Raw genomic sequence first — 17,488 nt, forward strand, 5'->3', positions numbered from 1 at the left:
GAACTCTAGGACGAACCGGCCTTCGATTCCGTATCCAATTTGCCATTGCTGGCCTTAAACGGCCGCGAGCACTGAACGACCGAACGATCAGCGGATGGAACGCACTTCCGGATCCTCGGAACCGTCCGCAATCGTCACGGCCTCCACCAGGAGGTTTGCCAGATCCAACGGGTAGACGGGCTCACCGGACTTGGCCAGTCGGCGGATCTCGTCGGCGCTGCACCAGCGATGGCCGGTGATGGCACGCTGTTCCAATTCCGTGTGGCCTTGGAAGACCGGCTCGAAGCCGTGAGTGCGCGTAGCGAAGAACAGCTCTTCCGAACGGATCAGCTCACCGTCGAACGGGAAGATCGCCACCCGACGCCAAAGCGGACCTCGCAGATTCTCCGGCGCTACCTTGAACCCCGTTTCCTCCTCGATCTCACGAACCGCGGCCGCTCGCAGATGTTCGCCGCGTTCGAGCCCGCCACCGACGGTGAACCAGAAGTAAGTGTTCGGGATTTTGGGATCGTGGCCGCGCAACAGCAGCACCCGATCCTCCTCGTCCAGCATCACCACGCGGGCGGAGGTCCGCGACGTGTCGACGGTGATGCCCTCGGGCACCGCCGCCGCGGTCGTGCGCTCCGATATCTCGAAGTACTGAGGTAGCGGTGCCGTTCCCCCGAGGTGCAGCCAGCGAACAAGTCGACGCGTACGCAACGCGAGAGTGTCGCGCACCGCGTCGTTGTGGAACCGCCGAGCGATCAGGACCCTCGCCTCGGCATCGGCCAACTCGGCCACCAGTTGAGGTCGCAGCGACGTCGTGCCGTAGGCAGCGAGAGCATTGGACAGCCGGTTCTCGGCAAGCTCGCGATCCTGACGATCCGCACGTTCGGCGGCGTCCGCCAAGGTGACGAATCTGCGGGCGTCGTCGGCGCTCATGTCCACAGCCGCCGCGCGGACAACCGCGGCACGACGGGACAGAGCCGCATCGAGCGCCAACCACGACTGATCCGAACGCACATGCAGTCGATCGAGTCGGTTCGCCGTCCCGTACGCCCACAGTCCGACGACCAGGACGACGGCAGCGACGAGCCCGAGAATGAAGATCGTCAGAGCGGAGAAGGTCATGACCCCACCACGCGTACGCCGGTGCCGCCAACCGTGACGGTCTCGTAGACACGCAGGATCTGTTCGGCCACCACCGGCCAGTCGTATTCGGCAACAACACTTGTCGCGGTGTTGACCAGCGCGCGTCGTCGATCCGGGTCACCGAGAACGGAATCGATTGCCTCGGCCAAGGCATCGGAGTTCCCGATGGGGACCAGCAAGCCGGCCTGACCGTCGCGAAGAACACGGCGGAAAGCGTCCAACTCACTGGCCACGACGGCAGTGCCAGCCGCCATCGCCTCGACCAGCACGATCCCGAAGCTCTCACCGCCGAGATTGGGCGCGCAGTAGACGTCCGCACTGCGAAGCGCCGACGCTTTCTCCTCGTCACTGACCTGCCCGAGCAGGCGGAGATGCTTGAAGTACTTGCCCGCCTCTTTGCGGAGTTTCTCCTCGTCGCCGCGTCCGACCACGATCACTTCGAGATCCGGGTGACGCTCGACCAACTCCGGCAACGCACCGAGTAGTACGGCCATCCCCTTGCGCGGTTCGTCGTAGCGACCGAGGAACAGAATGGTTCCACCTTCGCGCGGGTAGCCGGGCAACAGATCGGCCTCGGCAAACGCTGCGACATCGACGCCGTTGGGAATTTCGACCGCATCGGATCCGAGGGACTCGACCTGCCAACGACGCGCCAACTCCGAGACTGCGATCCGGCCACTGATCTTCTCGAGATACGGAGCCAAGACACCCTGAAAAGTGCTCAGCACCAACGACTTCGTGGTTGACGTGTGGAAGGTGGCGACGATCGGGCCTTCCGCGATACGCAACGCGAGCATGGACAGACTCGGCGCATTGGGTTCGTGGATATGTAGAACGTCGAAGTCACCTTCCGCGATGAACTTGCGGAGGCGGTTGTTCGCCGTCGGGCCGAAAGACAACCGCGCAACAGAACCGTTGTAGGGAATCGCGACGGCTTTACCTGCGGAAACCACAAAATCCGGCAACTCGTCGTCATCGGACGACGGCGCAAGCACACTCACTTTGTGACCACGTTCGATCAGCACCTCGGCCAGATCCACCACGTGCGCCTGCACACCACCGGGGACGTCGAAGGAGTACGGGCAGATCATGCCGATCTTCATTCACCCTCCATGCGGGCGAGCCTCGATTCGGAGAGGTCGGAGCGCCACAGCGGCTGAAGCATGTGCCAGTCAGCGGGGTGCGCTGCGATGTTGACCGCGAAACGGTCGGCAAGTGCCTGCGTGGCCGGGCCGACTCCGCCGGATACGTCGATCGGCGGGTCGATCTTGAAACCCCAACCGTCGGGAGTGAACCAGCAGTGGACCGGAAGTAGCGGCGCGCCGGTATCGATCGCGAGCTTCGCCGGGCCGGCGGGCATGCGAGTGGGTTCTCCGAAGAATGTGACGGGCACACCCTTCTTCGCCAGATCGCGCTCCCCCAGCAGGCACACGATCTTGTTCTCGCGCAGATGCTTGGAGAGTTCGACGAACGGTGGATGCTCCCCGCCGCTGAGCGGAAAGATCTCGAAACCGAGACTCTCGCGGTATTCGACAAACCGTTCGTACAGGGATTCGGGCTTGAGCCGCTCGGCAACGGAGGTCAACCCACCCCATTGCTGAACACACCACACGCCGGCCATGTCCCAATTACCGCTGTGGGGCAGCGCCAATACCGCGCCATGACCTGCTGCCATTGCCTTTTCCAGATGTTCCTGGCCCTCGACCAGCGCATGCAGCGCTTTACCGGTCGCGACCAGATCCATCGACGGAAGACGGAACGCCTCACGCCAATACCGGGCGTACGAGCGCATCGAATCCTTGATCAACTGATCCGGAACTTCCGCCGGCGTCGTGCCCAGAACTCTCGCGAGGTTCTTCCTGAGTTGTTCGGGTCCGCCCTTGCGTACCGCGAAATCCGCTCCGGCGTCGAACAGCTTGACCGCCACCGATTCCGGCAGGCTTCTCACCAACCGCCAACCCGCGGCATATCCCAGATCGGTTGCGCGCTCGGAAAAACTCACTGCTCTGCCTCACCTTCAGGCTTGGGATCGCCCTCGGTGCCCGCCGCGCCTTCGACCGTCGATGCCGCCGGGGCGATCGGCAGAAGTTCCCGGGCGCCAGGCGAATTGCGCACCGCGAGCACTCGTTGGAAGACCGTCACGATACTTCCGGCGGCAAGTACCCACATCGCGATGTGAATCGCCCACGGTAGACCCATACCTGTCAGGCCAGATCCGACCAACACGATGATCAGTCGGTCCGGGCGCTCGATCCACCCGCCGTCCGCAGTCAGCCCGCTCGCCTCCGCGCGCGCCTTCGCGTACGAGATGACCTGCGAGGTGACGAGGCAGATGAGCGTCGCGACGAGCAGCCACTTGCTGTTCTCGTGGTAGACCGCCCACCAGGCCAGGCCGGCAAAAATCGCGCCGTCGGCCACGCGGTCGCAGGTCGCGTCCAGTACCGCCCCGTACCGCGTTCCGCCGCCGCGAGCACGAGCCATTGCGCCGTCGAGCATGTCGAACATGACGAAGAACCAGATGAACAAGGTTCCCCAGAACAGATGTCCGGACGGAAACAGCGTCACCGCACCGGCGACGCTTGCCACCGTGCCGATCACCGTCACCGAGTCCGGCGTCAGACCGGTCTTGACCAGCGCCTTCCCCATAGGTGCCGTCACCTTGGACACCGATGCGCGCCCGAAGAAGCTCAACACCGCAGGAACCCTCCCCGTCGTGAGTTCCGGTTCGGAACTCGTTGCAGCAATGCATCCTGCCATGAAGCCGGATGCATCAACCTATTGTTGCCAGGCACCGGCGAGTAGTCCCCTGGTCTCCCGCAGCAATTGCGGCATCACCTTGACCCCACCGAGCACGGTGATGAAGTTGGCGTCGCCGCCCCAACGTGGCACTACGTGTTGGTGAAGGTGCTCGGACAGCGAACCGCCCGCGGCAGCACCGAGATTCAGACCGACGTTGAATCCGTGCGGATTCGACACGCTCTTGATCACCCGCAACGCACGCTGGGTGAACGCCATCAACTCGGCGCTCTCCTCCGGCGTGAGGTCTTCGAGGGCCGCGACCTTGCGGTACGGCACCACCATCAGGTGACCCGGGTTGTACGGGTACAAGTTCAAGACCGCGTAGACGTGTTCACCGCGGGCGACGATCAACCCTTCCTCGTCCGACATTTTCGGAATGTCGATGAACGGTTCACCCGTCGTACCCGGGGTGTTGGGCGCCTCGGTGATGTACGACATCCGATGTGGCGACCAAATACGCTGCAAATGATCAGGATCGCCGACGCCGTGGTCGATCAGCGAACCCGGACCATCGTCACCGGGGGCGCTCACTGCGCCACGCTTGGCTGCACCAGTTCGGCTGTCGGCGAGGCATTCTCGCGGCGGCCGATCCACTCGGTGACGATCCGGACGGCGTCGTCGACGGGAATTCCGTTGATCTGGGTGCCGTCACGGAAACGGAAGCTGACCGCGCCGGCTTCCACGTCACGCTCGCCCGCGAGGAGCATGAACGGGACCTTTTGCGTGGTGTGGTTACGGATCTTCTTCTGCATCCGGTCATCACTGAAATCGACCTCGGCGCGAACACCGGCTGCCTTGAGCTTCTTCGTGACGTCGAACAGGTGATCGGCGAAGGCCTCGGCCACCGGAATTCCGACGACCTGTACCGGCGCCAGCCACGCCGGGAACGCGCCCGCGTAGTGCTCGGTCAGGACACCGAAGAACCGCTCGATCGAGCCGAACAGCGCGCGGTGGATCATGACCGGACGAGTCTTGACGCCGTCGTTGCCGGTGTATTCGAGTTCGAACCGCTCGGGCAGGTTGAAGTCGAGCTGAATGGTCGACATCTGCCAGGTGCGGCCGAGTGCGTCCTTGACCTGAACGGAGATCTTGGGACCGTAGAACGCGGCTCCACCCGGATCCGGCACCAGAGTCAGGCCAGAAGCTTCGCCGACCTCGGCGAGCGTTGCGGTCGCCTCTTCCCAGACGTCGTCGCTACCGACGAACTTGTCCGGGTTCTTGGTGGACAGTTCGAGGTAGAAGTCGTCGAGGCCGTAGTCCTTGAGCAGGTTCAGAACGAACTGCAGGGTGGTGGTCAGCTCGTCGCGCATCTGCTCACGGGTGCAGTAGATGTGAGCGTCGTCCTGGGTCATGCCGCGCACACGGGTCAGGCCGTGGATGACGCCGGACTTCTCGTAGCGGTAGACCGAGCCGAATTCGAAGAGCCGCAACGGCAATTCACGGTACGAGCGTCCGCGAGCACGGAAGATCAGGTTGTGCATCGGGCAGTTCATCGGCTTGAGGTAGTAGTCCTGACCCGGCTTGCGCACGGTGCCGTCCTCGTTCAGTTCCTCGTCGACGTGCATCGCCGGGAACATTCCGTCGCGGTACCAGTCGAGGTGACCGGAAACCTCGTACAGATGCCCCTTGGTGATGTGCGGAGTGTTGACGAACTCGTAGCCCGCCTCGATGTGGCGGCTGCGCGAGTAGTTCTCCATCTCGGTGCGGATGATGCCGCCCTTGGGATGGAACACCGGCAGACCCGAACCGAGCTCGTCGGGGAAGCTGAAGAGGTCCAGTTCGGTACCGAGCTTGCGGTGATCACGACGCTCGGCCTCGGCGAGCAGTTCGAGGTACTCGTCCTGAGCCTCGGTGGACTCCCACGCGGTGCCGTAGACACGCTGAAGATCGGCGTTGTCCTGGTTGCCACGCCAGTAGGCGGCGGAGCTTCGGGTCAACTTGAAGGCCGGAATGTGCTTCGTGGTCGGAATATGCGGGCCGCGGCACAGATCGGACCAGATCTTGTCGCCAGTGCGCGGATCGAGATTGTCGTAGATGGTCAGCTCGTTGCCGCCCACCTCCATGATCTCGGGATCGTCGATACCGGACTTGTCGTCGATCAGTTCGAGCTTGAAAGGCTCGTCGGCCAACTCGACCCGAGCGTCCTCGATCGAATCGACCACTCGACGCGAGAAACGCTGCGATCCCTTGATGATCTGCTTCATACGCTTTTCGAGCTTGGCCAGATCCTCCGGAGTGAACGGGCGGTCCACCGCGAAGTCGTAGTAGAAGCCATCCTTGATCGGCGGACCGATGCCGAGCTTCGCGTCGGGGAATTCCTTCTGGACCGCCTGCGCGAGGACGTGGGCAGCGGAGTGCCGGATGACGCTGCGGCCGTCCTCGGTGGATGCTGCCACCGGCTCGACGTCGACATCGACCTCAGGTGTCCACGACAGATCCTTGAGCGTTCCCTCGCCATCGCGGACAACGACGATCACGTCTGGCCCCTTCGTGGGGTATCCGGCTTCGCGCACTGCAGTCCCGGCGGTCGTCCCCGCGGGCACCCGAAGTGGGGCGGCTGAGTGCTCTGGCGCGGGACTGGTCACGGCGATGTGCTCCTAAAGGTATTGCGACAAGTTAGACAGGCGTCGTACCCACTGCGAGCACGCGCACGATCATGTTATCGGCCCTACCGACATGGTGAGACAACCGAGTGAAGGAAACCGGGCCGCGTTCAGCTCACAGTGGCGACTCGAGCCACGAGTAGTCCAGGCCCACCCATGTCCCGATCAGGCCGAAGGTGCCGAGCACCCACAAAGTCGCCAGGACGATCACTGTGGTGAACAGAACGCCCAACCCCTTGACGAACAGCGACTGCTTGCCGAACCATTCCATGAACCTGTCGTATCGAGCCTTCGCGAAATGAAGGAGTCGATGTGCCCACGCGAACTCCGACGCCAGTATGCCGAGGCCGGCGAAGACGATGAGCCAACCGGGCCCGGGGTACGGAATAGCCACGATGCCTGCTGCGAACACGATCGTGCCCACGACTCCGACGCCGATGCGGTACGCAAGATTGAGGGTGGGCCGCGCGGCGATTCCAGCGCGCCACCGCTCCCAGCGGGACTCTGCGTCTTGGAAGACGGACAGGTCTGAATCGTCGACGGGAGAATCGACCTTTTCGGTACTCAAGTCGGTCACCTTTTCGGTCGCGAAATGTCTCTTCGACCAGGCTACCGAAATCATCGGCAGGCGACCTGCGACGACGGTCTGCATGCCGAAACAACCGTGCCCTCGAACAGCTGTGCTCTCAAACGACTGTGCTCTCAAACAGCTGTGCTCTCAAACGACTGAAGGCGTCCCCGATGATCGGGAACGCCTTCAGTGTTTTTCTGTGGTCCCGGCTGGGATCGAACCAGCGACCTTCCGCGTGTGAAGCGGACGCTCTCCCACTGAGCCACGGGACCGTAAGTCATCCGAACGCATGCGCTCGAACGAGTTGGAACATTAACACGGCTGCGCGATGAATACGAATCACCAGGTTGGCATTCGTTTTGCCCCAGGCGACCCCGAAATCTCCGAATTCGAGCTGATTTCAGACCGTATTCATCGCCAAGACGGGCAGTTGCAACGCGCGCGACGGGCCGATTCGACTCCGAACACGCCACTGAGCTGGTGATTTGTGTGTATCCGACACGGTCGGCTAATGTTTCCAACGCACCGAGGAGAGCGAGCAGCTCCCCAAGCAACACGGTGCGATGCGGACGTGGCGCAGCTGGTAGCGCACAACCTTGCCAAGGTTGGGGTCGCGGGTTCGAATCCCGTCGTCCGCTCGAGAGGTGTGACTCAACCTTTTACGGTGGAGTGGCCGAGTGGTGAGGCAACGGCCTGCAAAGCCGTGCACACGGGTTCGATTCCCGTCTCCACCTCGCGCGATTAGCTCAGCGGGAGAGCGCTTCCCTGACACGGAAGAGGTCACTGGTTCAATCCCAGTATCGCGCACCACGTCAGGCCCTCGGGCCTGATGGTCAAGACCTGCTTGCAGGTCTGATAAGTTAGAAAAGTACTGAGTTCCGGTAACGGAGTTCATTGCTCATGCGGACGTGGCGCAGCTGGTAGCGCACAACCTTGCCAAGGTTGGGGTCGCGGGTTCGAATCCCGTCGTCCGCTCCATTTTTCTCCAGAACCCGCGCGATTAGCTCAGCGGGAGAGCGCTTCCCTGACACGGAAGAGGTCACTGGTTCAATCCCAGTATCGCGCACCATTTGAGAATGCAAGAAGCCGGAACCTCGAGGTTCCGGCTTTTTGCGTTCGAGCGCCGAACACATCAACCGCAGTACAGACGCAAGCCCTCTCGGGAATCCACGTCAGTACTGCGGTTGATGTAGCTGATCAGATTGTTGTAACTGATCAGTGAGAGAAGCGGTTCGCTGCCGAAGTCATCGCGCGCAGCGAGGACTCAGTCGACGACTCCGCAATCCCCATCGCCCAGCTCCGACGGCCGTCGCACTCGGTAAAGATGAACGTCGCCGTGCGGTGGCCGATCTGGTGCTGATGGAAAGACAGGATCTCGAGCGAGATTCCCGCGTCGTGCAGCATCGACGTCATGGCCGAGATCGCGCCAGTCGAGGTGGCGGAAGCCTTCTGGATGCGCTCCCCCAGACCGAGAGTCGCTTCGAAAGTCCAACGACCCGGCGCAATCTTCTCGGAGGACCACGCGCCCAAACGGATCGGGCCGCTCATAGCCGCATACGTGGACTCGAACTCGGTCCAAGACATCGCTGAGCATTCGGCACGCAGGCCGGCTGGCAGAGATTTTCCGTGACGCGCCGCGAAAGGATCAGCAGCGGTAGAAGAAGAATCAGAAGCGAAGGCAGAATCAGAAGCGAAGGCGAAGTTGTAAGTCATGATCGTGGTCTTCCTGGAATGAAGTGGAGGACCAACTGGTAGCAAGACGACCCGCAGCGAGGGGTCGGTCCGATTCAGACCCCGCTACGGCGGCTTACTACGAGAATTCGCTTCATGAGAGACGAGGCTAGGCGGCCCGGTTCGAGAATGCAACCCAGACCGCCTCCGCACAGGTCAGAGCTGAGCCGATTTATGCTCGGCGATCAGGGCGCGATACCACTCGAACGAGGTCTTCGGTGTGCGCTTCTGGGTGTCGAAATCGACGTGTACCAGGCCGAATCGCTCTTTGTATCCCGCAGCCCATTCGAAGTTGTCGAGGAGTGACCACACAAAATAGCCACGGACGTCGACACCGTCGTCCATAGCCGATTGGAGGGCGCGAAGGTGCGCGTCGTGGTAGTTGATTCGCGCTTCGTCCTCGACGACGCCTGCGGCATCCGGTGCGTCGTGGAATGAACATCCGCTTTCCGTGATGTAGATCGGCGGCAGTGCGTCACCGAACCGAGTCTGGAACGTCCGCAGGATCTCACCCAGCCCTTCGGGAACGATCGGCCATCCGAAATCGGTTGTGGGATAACCGGTAATCGCGACAGGCGCAAAGGGCAGGCCCGGCGGTAGGTCGACCTCGAGCACACCTTCGGTCCCCTGGCCTTCCACCGGAGCGGCAATCATCGTCGGCTCGTAGTAGTTGATCCCGTACCAGTCCAGCGGCGCCCCGATGATTTTCAAGTCCTCGTCGACGGGACCGCTGAGCAGCTGAGCGAATTCGTCGGCGGGGTACTTACCGACCAATATCGGGTCGGCGAACATCCAATTGACGACGTGGTCGTAGATGTCGGCAGCCATCACGTCTTCCGGGGAATCGGAAGCGGCCCGCACCGGTGCATGGTTCGAGGCGATTCCGATGTTCGTGCATCCGGTTGCCCGAAGCGCTTCGACAGCGAGGCCGTGCCCGAGCAGCTGGTGATGTGCGGCTTGGAAAGCCTCGAACCCCAAGGCCAGGCCGGGGGCATGAACTCCCAGGGCATGACCGTAGAGCGTGTGCACTACCGGTTCGTTGAGCGGCATCCACATTCCGACGCGATCGGACAACCGTTCGCCGACGACCTGGGCGTACTCCCCCAGCCGGTACGAGGTGTCTCGGTTCATCCAGCCGCCCTGCTCTTGCAGTGCGAGGGGCAGATCCCAGTGAAAGAGAGTGACGGCAGGAGTAATTCCCACCGAACACAGTCGATCGATCAGGCGGTCGTAGAAGTCGAGCCCTTTCGCATTCACGGCCCCCGATCCGGTGGGCAGAATTCGCGACCACGACAGGGACAGCCGATAAGCGTCGAGCCCGAGGTCTTTCATCAACTCGATATCCGATTCCCAGCGGTGATAATGATCGGCAGCAACCGCTCCGGTGTCGCCCCCGACGACTACACCGGGGCGGTCACAGAACTCGTCCCAAATCGACGGTCCGCGACCGTCTTCGGCCACAGCTCCTTCGATTTGGTAAGCCGCGGTGGCGGTTCCCCAGACGAAGGAAGACGGAAATTCTGGTGTCGGCTGCCGAGTCATGTCGGTCAGTTAATCAAAGAACCGTGCAAAACACGCAGCTTTGTTGGACACTCGACCAGTATCAAGATCCAGTACCGTTCGGCCTAACCGAACGAACGAGACAAAGGCCCTGCTTGATGACGGATAACACCCGCACCCTGACGAGGGCTCGGATCGCCACTTCGGTGGCCTTCGGACTTCAAGGATTTCTGCTCGCCGCCATTCTGACGCAGCTGCCGCAGTACAAGGATTTGTTCGATCTGAGCGAGACACTGGTTGTGGTTGCGGTTGTCACCGTGTCCGTCATCGCCGGGCTCGGCAGCGTGCTCGCCGAGATTCTGGCCGTGAGAACGTCGAGCAAGATGACTCTGCGAACCGGACTCGCCGTCATCGCAGTCTTCGGCGGGGCAACCGGAATCGCGCCCAACGCGGCGATGTTCTTCGTCTTCCTGGCGATCTACGGCATCGGACTCGGCATGGTCGACGCCGCCGCCAACATGCAGGCAGTCTCGATCCAACACGCCAAGGGCCGCTTCATCCTCTCCTCGTTCCATGCTTCCTGGAGCGTCGGAGCGATTGTCGGCGCTCTGTTCATCTCTGCTACCGCAAGCCTCGACATCTCGATCCGCATAACGCAGGTGATCGCGGGAGTTGTTGTCGGACTGATGCTTCTGGCCTTCGGCCCGCAACTGCTCGATCGCTCCGAGTCTCCGGTTGCCGATGCAAACATCACGAGCACCGCGAAATTCACCGTACCCACCCGCGCCTTCGTCCTGCTCGGCGTCGCGATGGCATTGTTCTATGCGGTCGACTTCAGCGTCGGAAACTGGTCGACGCTGTACGTCAAGGACGAACTGCTCGCCGACGCCGGGACGGCCGCCCTTTCCGTGGCGGCGTACCAAATCGCGGCACTGGTCGCACGACTGACCGGCGACTACTGGGTCGGCAAGTTCGGTGAGACCACCGTCGTGCGGATCGGCTCTCTCATCGGCGTGGTCGGCATGACGATCGTTGTCCTCGCGCAATCTCCCGCCGTTGCCATCGCCGGCTTCCTGATCGTCGGCCTCGGCGTACCGGTAATCGCCCCGATCTGCTTCAGCGCCGCCGGACGGATGGCTCCCCCGGATCAGGTCGACGCGGTGATCGCACGCATCAACCTCTTCAACTACGTCGGCACGGTGGTCGGCGGCGGCATCGTCGGCGCGGTCGCTGCCTTCAGTGACCTTCGAATCGGGTTCCTGATTCCGCTGGCGTTCTGCGCGATCTTGATAGTCCTTGCTCCCGCGTTCGCACCGAAACGAGCCACGACGCCGGTCGCCGAGAACGCCGCTTGAGCATCACGCTCGACGAAGGTGGTGTACTTGATCAACCGAATCATGTGCGCGAGAGGTAGAAACTGACGTGACGATCACCGTTGACCGGGCCGGAATCTGGGATTCCGAAGCAATCGCCGACGTGGCAGCGGTGACGTTTCCGCTGGCTTGTCCGCCGGACGCATCCGACGACGACATCAGTGCCTTCATCGACAACGTTCTCTCGGTCGACAAGTTCTCCGAGTATCTGACGGACCCGACACGAACCGTTCTCAAGGTCATTCGCGACGGCTCGATCGTCGGCTACGCGATGCTCGTCGACGACGAGCCCGCCGATCCGGACGTCAAAGCTGCTGTGACACTTCGCCCGACGACGGAACTGAGCAAGTTGTACGTGCTTCCGGGAAACCACGGAACCGGCGCGGCAGCATCCCTGATGGACGCGGTTGTCGACCATGCACGACGCAGCGGAAGTGCCGGGATCTGGCTGGGTGTCAATCAGGAAAATCTGCGCGCCCAGAAGTTCTACGCCAAACACGGCTTCACCCAGGTCGGCACGAAGACGTTTCTCGTGGGGGCACAACTCCACCACGATTTCGTGATGGAGCGCCCCGTCAGCTGACAGGCCTGCAGATCAGCCGGCCGCGACCTCGAAACGAGAAAGTGCGAGCAGACGCGAGGTCGCGCGCAGGTACTTCTTCTTGTACCCACCGGCAAGCATCTCGGGAGTGAAGATCTCGTCGAGGCGTGCGCCGGAAACGGTGACCGGGATGCTCGCGTCGTACAAGCGGTCGGCGAGAACCACGATGCGCAGTGCAACAGACTGATCCGTGGCCGGGTGAACGCCGTCGATGAAGACCGCCTTCACCCCCTCGACCAACTTGTTGTAGCGCGACGGATGCAGTGTGCTGAGGTGCTTGCACAGCTCGTCGAAGTTGTCGAGCGTGGCGCCGTCGATCGCCTCGGCCCGAGAGACCAATTCCTCCGAGGAGATGGGCTCCGGTGCGGGCGGGAGATCGCGGTGACGGTAGTCGGGGCCGTCGACGCGAATCGTCTCGAAGATCGAGCCGAGCTTCTTGATCTCACGCAGGAAGTCCTGAGCCGCGAAGCGACCCTCACCGAGCTGGCCGGGAAGGGTGTTCGACGTCGCGACGATGGACACGCCGCGCGCGGAAAGCTCCGAAAGGAGGCGAGAGACGAGCATGGTGTCGCCCGGATCGTCGAGCTCGAACTCGTCGATGCAGAGAACGCTGTGGTCGGCGAGCGCTTCGACCGCTTTGTTGAAGCCGAGAGCGCCGACGACGTGTGTCAGCTCGACGAAGGTTCCGAAAGCCTTCGGCGACGGGACGCTGTGGAAGATCGACGCCAGCAAGTGAGTCTTACCGACACCGAACCCGCCGTCGAGGTACAGGCCGGCGCCGGTCGCCTGGGTCTTCTTGCCGAACAGTCCGCGGCGTCCACCACTACGGATCTTGGTTACGCGCTTGGAGAATTCCTCGGCCTTGGCGACAGCAGCTGCCTGGCTCGGTTCCTTCGGATCAGGAATGTAGGAGGCAAAACTCACCTCGTCGAACATTGCGGGAGGCACCATTTGAGCTACCAGTTGATCGGCGGGTACCACCGGGCTGCGATCGACAAGACGTTCATGCATCCGTCAAGGGTATCTACGTGATGTGATCTCTCATGTGCACCGTATGGATATTGCGACCTACTTCACACCAGGCCACGAAGACGAACTCCGCGGCTTGTACGCCTATCCGGAGAACCTCTCCCAACCCTGGATGCGCGTGAACTTCGTTTCCAGCATCGACGGGTGCGTCTCCGTCGACGGAGTGAGCCATGGACTGGGCACACCTGCAGACAAGTCGGTATTCGGGATCTTGCGCGAACTTTGTGACGTCGTCGTGGTCGGCGCAGGCACAGCGCGAGCCGAGAACTACGGGGGTGTGCAGATCTCGGACGCAGCCCGGGCGCGACGAAAGGCGGGCGGCCTCGCTCCGGTCCCACCGATCCTCGTCGTCTCGGCGCACGCGTCGATCGACCCCGAAAGCCGGCTCCTACGAGATACCGAAATTCCGCCGATTCTTGTTGTCGGTAGCGCCGCGGACAGCGCAGCGATTTCAGCGCTGAGATCGGCCGGAGCGCAGGTGGAGGTGACGGACTCACCGAATGTCAGCAGCGGCGACATCGACAGGGTCTTGTCGGCTCGCAAGCTCCGTCGCGTGCTGTGTGAGGGAGGGCCGTCACTTTTCGGGCAGTTGATCGAGGACAATGCCGTCGACGAACTTTGCATCACCACTTCACCTCAACTGGTGGGGAGCAAAGTCGGCCGAATCTCGCTCTCCCCCAATGCAATGCCCACGTCGATGCGTCCCGCTCACATTCTCGGCGATTCGGACGGCACGATCCTCACTCGATGGGTTCGTCAGCAGCCACGTCGGTGAACCTGGCACTCTGGTCGGCATGCGCAGAGTTGCTTTGATGGCCGTCGTCCTCGCGACGTGTTGTGCGTGCGGCGCCGGGCCGTCGCTTCGGCCCGCCGTCGCGGTCGAAGGCCGCACCGACGGCAGCCCTGCCCAGAGCGAGGGACCGTCACCCGATGCGCCGCCGGTCGACCCCGGCGTCCCGACCGACGACATACCGTGGCGAGACTGCACCGGCACGTCACTCGCCGACCAGGCTCTCGCAGCGTCGAGCGCCGGCGTCATCCTCGAATGCGCGGAATTCAGTGCCCCCATCGACGTGACCGGCGCCATCGACGGCAACTTCACTGCCGGCTTGACCCGCGCTCGGACATCCTCGACGCCTGCCAACGCGTATCCGATCGTGTTCACGTCCGGCACCGACCGTTCGTCGGGAAACTCTCTGGCCATGCTCGCTACGTCCGGCTTGACGACGGTGCTCGCGGACCACCCCGTCGTTGCCCTGGATCGACGCGGAATCGACAGGTCCACCGCAATCGACTGCATGACGCCGGAGATTCGGCGCGGCCTTCACGATCTGGGCCAGTTCGACGCGGACTCCACCGGCGACGCCGCCGACGCGGTCGCCGCTCTCGGTCACGATGCAACCATCGCCTGTACCGACTATCTCGATCCTCAAGAACTGAAGTTCGGCGCGGACTCCGCGGCCGAGGACATCGACGCTCTACGTACGCGGTGGGGCGTCGAGGCCATCGCTCTGTGGTCGGCAGGGTCCGGCTCGGACATCGCGCTGAGCTACGCGGCAGCCCACCCCGACAACCTCGCGAGGTTGATCCTCGATTCTCCCGCTCCGGTGGCCACCGACGCTGCCACCGAGGCGGAGAGCCGCGTGCAGGGCGAGGAAGCGGCGTTGACCGCATTCGCTCAGCGATGTGTGGCGCTGGGGTGCTCTCTCGGACCTGATCCGAAGAAAGCGGTCACGGACCTGATGGAGCGCGCTCGGGCCGATGAATTCCAGCCGCTGTCCGCCGCTGCGGTGTCGAACGCGATTTCGGCGAGCCTGTGGACTGCCGGAACCAACCGTGAGCAAGAGACCCGCTCGCTCTCAGACGCTCTGTCCGCGCTCGGTACCGGCAACGCTTCGCCGATTCGAGAGCGCGCCGCCCGGGCAGAGAACGAGGTGGACGGTGACGGCCAGTTCATCGGACGATGCACCGACGGCATGCAGTGGCCGGGGATCGGGCGCGTCCGCGAACTGGCGGACACCTGGGGCACCAACTATCCGGTATTCGGTCGAGAAGCCGCGCTCGGTTTGCTCGCGTGCGCCAGCTGGCCGTCGACCGCCAACTCTCCCCTGCCGAATCAGTTGAAGCCCGCCGTCCTCGTGCTGAGCGGTCAGGGCGACCCGGCCGTCGGGAACTCCGGACTCTCGACCGTCACCGGCGTCGTGACCAACGCGGGGTCGCGCTTCGCAACCCTGGACTGGCAGGGTGCAGGTCACCCCGCGGCACAATCCACCTGCGCGCAGCAGGCGATGAGGGCATACCTCACCGATGCCTCCCTGCCCAGCAACGGAAGCGTGTGCCCGGCCTGACTCGGGCGCTTGTCCACCACGACCGAAAAGGGGTGCATCCCCCGATCACACCCTGCTCCGGTGTACCGTGCCGAAGTGTTCCTTCGACAGCTCGAGCCGCGTACCGGGCGGACAACCCAACAAGTCGTCAACTTCGTTTTGTGGCCGATCGCCGTGATGACCGTACTCAATCGTGTCATCGTCACAGCAGTCAACGGCGCCATCACCGATGACTTCCGACCGGTCTACAACGCCGCGCTGGCGTTCTGGAACGGGCGCGACGTCTACACCGCAGATTTCAACTCCGTAGACCCCCATTATCTGTACCCACCATCGGGTTCCTTGTTGATGGCACCCCTGGCGATCCTCGATCCCGAGCGCTCGCGGTGGCTGTTCATCGGTGTCAATGCCGTCGCCATTCTCGTGGCTCTCTACCTGCTGTTGCGCTTGTTCGACCTGACGATCAGTTCCATCGCGGCGCCGATTCTGGTGCTCGGCGCTTTCATGTCGGAGACGGTCACCAACACGTTGGTGTTCACCAACATCAACGGCCTCGTACTACTCGGCGAAGTTGCCTTCCTCCTGCTGCTGATGCGCAAGAAGGATCTGTGGGCCGGCGCCGCGATCGGTCTCACCATCGCAGTGAAACCCACTCTCGCGCCACTGCTCCTGCTGCCGCTCGTTCGCGGTCAGTGGAAGGTGCTCGTCACCGCCCTGGGCATCCCGTTCATTCTCACGGTCGTGGCATGGCCGCTTGCGTCGGATCCGATGGACTTCGTCCGCCGCACCGTGCCGTACCTGCTCGAATCTCGTGACTACTTCAACAGTTCGATTGTCGGAAACGGCGCTTACTTCGGTCTGCCCGAATGGTTGATCCTGCTGTTGCGCGTCGTGTTGGCCGCCATGGTCGTCGTCTCTCTGTGGCTTCTGTACCGCTATTACCGCAACGACGAACTCTTCTTCCTCACCACCGCGACCGGTGTGATCATGACCGCGTCGTTCCTGCTGCCATCGCTCGGCCAGATGTACTACTCGATGATGCTGTTGCCGCTGTTGATGTCCGTGGTGCTCAAGAACTCGGTCATGCGGAACTGGCCGGCGTGGCTCGCCGTCTACGGCTTCATGACGTTCGACAGCTGGTGGTCGAACCGCTGGCCGACCTTCGGCCGGGCAGCCGAATACACCAAGAGCACCCTCGGCTGGAGCCTTCTGCTGATCGTGATCTTCTGTGTCCTCGGATACCGGTATCTGGTCGCGCGTCGCGAGGGCCGCTTGGATCGCGGAATCGATCCCGCCTACCTCCTCGATCCCCCACTCGATACCGTCTCACCTGCCGACGAAGCCGAAACGGCGACAAAGCATTAGCGTGGAGGCATGAGTTCTTCACACGATGGCATCGACAGCACACCTGAGGTCACGTACACCGAGAGCGAGTGGCGCGAAAAGCTGACGCCGGAGGAGTTCGCCGTCCTGCGCCAAGCCGGCACCGAACGCCCCTTCGTCGGCGAGTACACCGACACCACCACGGAAGGCGTTTACTCCTGCCGTGCGTGCGGAGCCGAACTGTTCCGCAGCACCGAGAAGTTCGAATCGCACTGCGGGTGGCCGTCCTTCTTCGATCCGGCGGATTCGGATGCCGTGATCCTGAAGGAAGACAGCTCACTCGGGATGCGCCGTGTCGAGGTCATCTGCAAGAAGTGCCACAGCCACCTCGGTCACGTCTTCGAGGGCGAGGGATACCCGACGCCGACCGATCAGCGGTACTGCATCAACTCGATCTCGCTGGTTCTCAAGCCCGCTCAGTAGCCAGGTCGTGGGCTGCC

The 17,488-nt window shown here is 62.6% G+C and carries 16 protein-coding genes and 6 tRNA genes; 11 read left to right on the top strand and 11 right to left on the bottom strand.

Features of this window, described 5'->3' with window-relative positions:
- Positions 1 to 87: 87 nt before the first annotated feature.
- The 8 genes from ABX74_RS05470 to ABX74_RS05505 all read right to left on the bottom strand — a co-directional run bounded on the left by ABX74_RS05470 (position 88) and on the right by ABX74_RS05505 (position 7,376).
- Positions 88 to 1,110, bottom strand: a complete 1,023-nt coding sequence (locus tag ABX74_RS05470; protein WP_047888388.1) for an NUDIX hydrolase — start codon at positions 1,108 to 1,110, stop codon at positions 88 to 90.
- A complete protein-coding gene (locus tag ABX74_RS05475; protein WP_003943332.1) occupies positions 1,107 to 2,234 on the bottom strand; it encodes a glycosyltransferase family 4 protein in 1,128 nt (375 codons plus the stop codon). The genes ABX74_RS05470 and ABX74_RS05475 overlap by 4 nt, the downstream gene beginning before the upstream one ends.
- Positions 2,231 to 3,133: a phosphatidylinositol mannoside acyltransferase gene (locus ABX74_RS05480; protein WP_019748286.1), complete on the bottom strand. Its 903-nt coding sequence runs from the start codon at positions 3,131 to 3,133 to the stop codon at positions 2,231 to 2,233. The genes ABX74_RS05475 and ABX74_RS05480 overlap by 4 nt, the downstream gene beginning before the upstream one ends.
- A complete protein-coding gene (pgsA, locus tag ABX74_RS05485; protein ID WP_020907628.1) occupies positions 3,130 to 3,825 on the bottom strand; it encodes a phosphatidylinositol phosphate synthase in 696 nt (231 codons plus the stop codon). The genes ABX74_RS05480 and pgsA overlap by 4 nt, the downstream gene beginning before the upstream one ends.
- A gap of 81 nt (positions 3,826 to 3,906) precedes the next feature.
- Positions 3,907 to 4,461, bottom strand: coding sequence for an HIT family protein (locus ABX74_RS05490; RefSeq protein ID WP_019748284.1), 555 nt, complete (start codon positions 4,459 to 4,461; stop codon positions 3,907 to 3,909).
- Complete coding sequence (thrS, locus tag ABX74_RS05495) at positions 4,458 to 6,515, bottom strand: threonine--tRNA ligase (RefSeq protein ID WP_047888389.1); 2,058 nt, start codon at positions 6,513 to 6,515, stop codon at positions 4,458 to 4,460. Before thrS ends, ABX74_RS05490 begins: the two co-directional genes overlap by 4 nt.
- 133 nt (positions 6,516 to 6,648) lie before the next feature.
- Entirely contained in the window at positions 6,649 to 7,101 is a 453-nt protein-coding gene (locus tag ABX74_RS05500) for a TIGR02611 family protein (protein WP_029255280.1), read from the bottom strand.
- Positions 7,102 to 7,304: 203 nt separating this feature from the next.
- Positions 7,305 to 7,376 (bottom strand) — tRNA-Val (locus ABX74_RS05505).
- Positions 7,377 to 7,669: 293 nt separating this feature from the next.
- Between ABX74_RS05505 and ABX74_RS05510 the strand changes: the two genes are divergently transcribed.
- The 5 genes from ABX74_RS05510 (at position 7,670) to ABX74_RS05530 (ending at position 8,173) form a co-directional block, all read left to right on the top strand.
- Positions 7,670 to 7,742: transfer RNA gene (locus ABX74_RS05510), tRNA-Gly, on the top strand.
- 25 nt (positions 7,743 to 7,767) lie between these two features.
- A tRNA-Cys gene (locus ABX74_RS05515) sits at positions 7,768 to 7,838 on the top strand.
- Between the two features lies 1 nt (position 7,839).
- A tRNA-Val gene (locus ABX74_RS05520) sits at positions 7,840 to 7,914 on the top strand.
- A 92-nt stretch (positions 7,915 to 8,006) separates the two neighbouring features.
- Positions 8,007 to 8,082, top strand: a tRNA-Gly gene (locus tag ABX74_RS05525).
- A 16-nt stretch (positions 8,083 to 8,098) separates the two neighbouring features.
- A tRNA-Val gene (locus ABX74_RS05530) sits at positions 8,099 to 8,173 on the top strand.
- A 146-nt stretch (positions 8,174 to 8,319) separates the two neighbouring features.
- Here the strand turns inward: ABX74_RS05530 and ABX74_RS05535 are convergent.
- On the bottom strand, positions 8,320 to 8,817 hold the full coding sequence (locus tag ABX74_RS05535; protein ID WP_020907588.1) for an alpha-isopropylmalate synthase regulatory domain-containing protein: 498 nt from the start codon (positions 8,815 to 8,817) through the stop codon (positions 8,320 to 8,322).
- 174 nt (positions 8,818 to 8,991) lie between these two features.
- Positions 8,992 to 10,377: a GH1 family beta-glucosidase gene (locus tag ABX74_RS05540; protein ID WP_047888390.1), complete on the bottom strand. Its 1,386-nt coding sequence runs from the start codon at positions 10,375 to 10,377 to the stop codon at positions 8,992 to 8,994.
- A gap of 116 nt (positions 10,378 to 10,493) precedes the next feature.
- Here ABX74_RS05540 and ABX74_RS05545 point away from each other — a divergent pair, with 116 nt between their 5' ends.
- A complete protein-coding gene (locus ABX74_RS05545) occupies positions 10,494 to 11,690 on the top strand; it encodes an MFS transporter (protein ID WP_047888391.1) in 1,197 nt (398 codons plus the stop codon).
- Positions 11,691 to 11,757: 67 nt separating this feature from the next.
- Entirely contained in the window at positions 11,758 to 12,291 is a 534-nt protein-coding gene (locus ABX74_RS05550) for a GNAT family N-acetyltransferase (protein WP_003942603.1), read from the top strand.
- Positions 12,292 to 12,303: 12 nt separating this feature from the next.
- Here the strand turns inward: ABX74_RS05550 and zapE are convergent, their stop codons facing one another.
- On the bottom strand, positions 12,304 to 13,320 hold the full coding sequence (gene zapE, locus ABX74_RS05555) for a cell division protein ZapE (RefSeq protein ID WP_019748277.1): 1,017 nt from the start codon (positions 13,318 to 13,320) through the stop codon (positions 12,304 to 12,306).
- Between the two features lie 43 nt (positions 13,321 to 13,363).
- On the opposite strand from zapE, the gene ABX74_RS05560 reads away from it, so the two are divergent.
- Genes ABX74_RS05560 through msrB form a run of 4 tightly spaced genes read left to right on the top strand, consistent with a single transcriptional unit; the run spans position 13,364 to position 17,471 of the window.
- Positions 13,364 to 14,113, top strand: a complete 750-nt coding sequence (locus ABX74_RS05560; RefSeq protein ID WP_047888392.1) for a pyrimidine reductase family protein — start codon at positions 13,364 to 13,366, stop codon at positions 14,111 to 14,113.
- A gap of 19 nt (positions 14,114 to 14,132) precedes the next feature.
- A complete protein-coding gene (locus ABX74_RS05565; RefSeq protein WP_047888393.1) occupies positions 14,133 to 15,686 on the top strand; it encodes an alpha/beta fold hydrolase in 1,554 nt (517 codons plus the stop codon).
- 60 nt (positions 15,687 to 15,746) lie between these two features.
- On the top strand, positions 15,747 to 17,030 hold the full coding sequence (locus tag ABX74_RS05570; protein WP_019748274.1) for a glycosyltransferase family 87 protein: 1,284 nt from the start codon (positions 15,747 to 15,749) through the stop codon (positions 17,028 to 17,030).
- A gap of 9 nt (positions 17,031 to 17,039) precedes the next feature.
- Positions 17,040 to 17,471 (top strand): peptide-methionine (R)-S-oxide reductase MsrB, encoded by a 432-nt coding sequence (gene msrB, locus ABX74_RS05575; RefSeq protein ID WP_003942631.1) that lies wholly within the window; start codon positions 17,040 to 17,042, stop codon positions 17,469 to 17,471.
- Positions 17,472 to 17,488 lie beyond the last annotated feature (17 nt).

The organism is Rhodococcus sp. ARP2 (genome assembly GCF_001029585.1).
Classification (GTDB): domain Bacteria; phylum Actinomycetota; class Actinomycetes; order Mycobacteriales; family Mycobacteriaceae; genus Rhodococcus_F; species Rhodococcus_F erythropolis.

Excerpts from the sequence above, each read along its gene's own strand:
- ABX74_RS05470 (WP_047888388.1), bottom strand. The coding sequence starts at position 1,110 with ATGACCTTCTCCGCTCTGACGATCTTCATTCTCGGGCTCGTCGCTGCC.
- ABX74_RS05475 (WP_003943332.1), bottom strand. The coding sequence starts at position 2,234 with ATGAAGATCGGCATGATCTGCCCGTACTCCTTCGACGTCCCCGGTGGT.
- ABX74_RS05535 (WP_020907588.1), bottom strand. The coding sequence starts at position 8,817 with ATGACTTACAACTTCGCCTTCGCTTCTGATTCTGCCTTCGCTTCTGAT.
- ABX74_RS05540 (WP_047888390.1), bottom strand. The coding sequence starts at position 10,377 with ATGACTCGGCAGCCGACACCAGAATTTCCGTCTTCCTTCGTCTGGGGA.
- ABX74_RS05545 (WP_047888391.1), top strand. The coding sequence starts at position 10,494 with ATGACGGATAACACCCGCACCCTGACGAGGGCTCGGATCGCCACTTCG.
- zapE (WP_019748277.1), bottom strand. The coding sequence starts at position 13,320 with ATGCATGAACGTCTTGTCGATCGCAGCCCGGTGGTACCCGCCGATCAA.
- ABX74_RS05560 (WP_047888392.1), top strand. The coding sequence starts at position 13,364 with ATGGATATTGCGACCTACTTCACACCAGGCCACGAAGACGAACTCCGC.
- ABX74_RS05565 (WP_047888393.1), top strand. The coding sequence starts at position 14,133 with ATGCGCAGAGTTGCTTTGATGGCCGTCGTCCTCGCGACGTGTTGTGCG.
- msrB (WP_003942631.1), top strand. The coding sequence starts at position 17,040 with ATGAGTTCTTCACACGATGGCATCGACAGCACACCTGAGGTCACGTAC.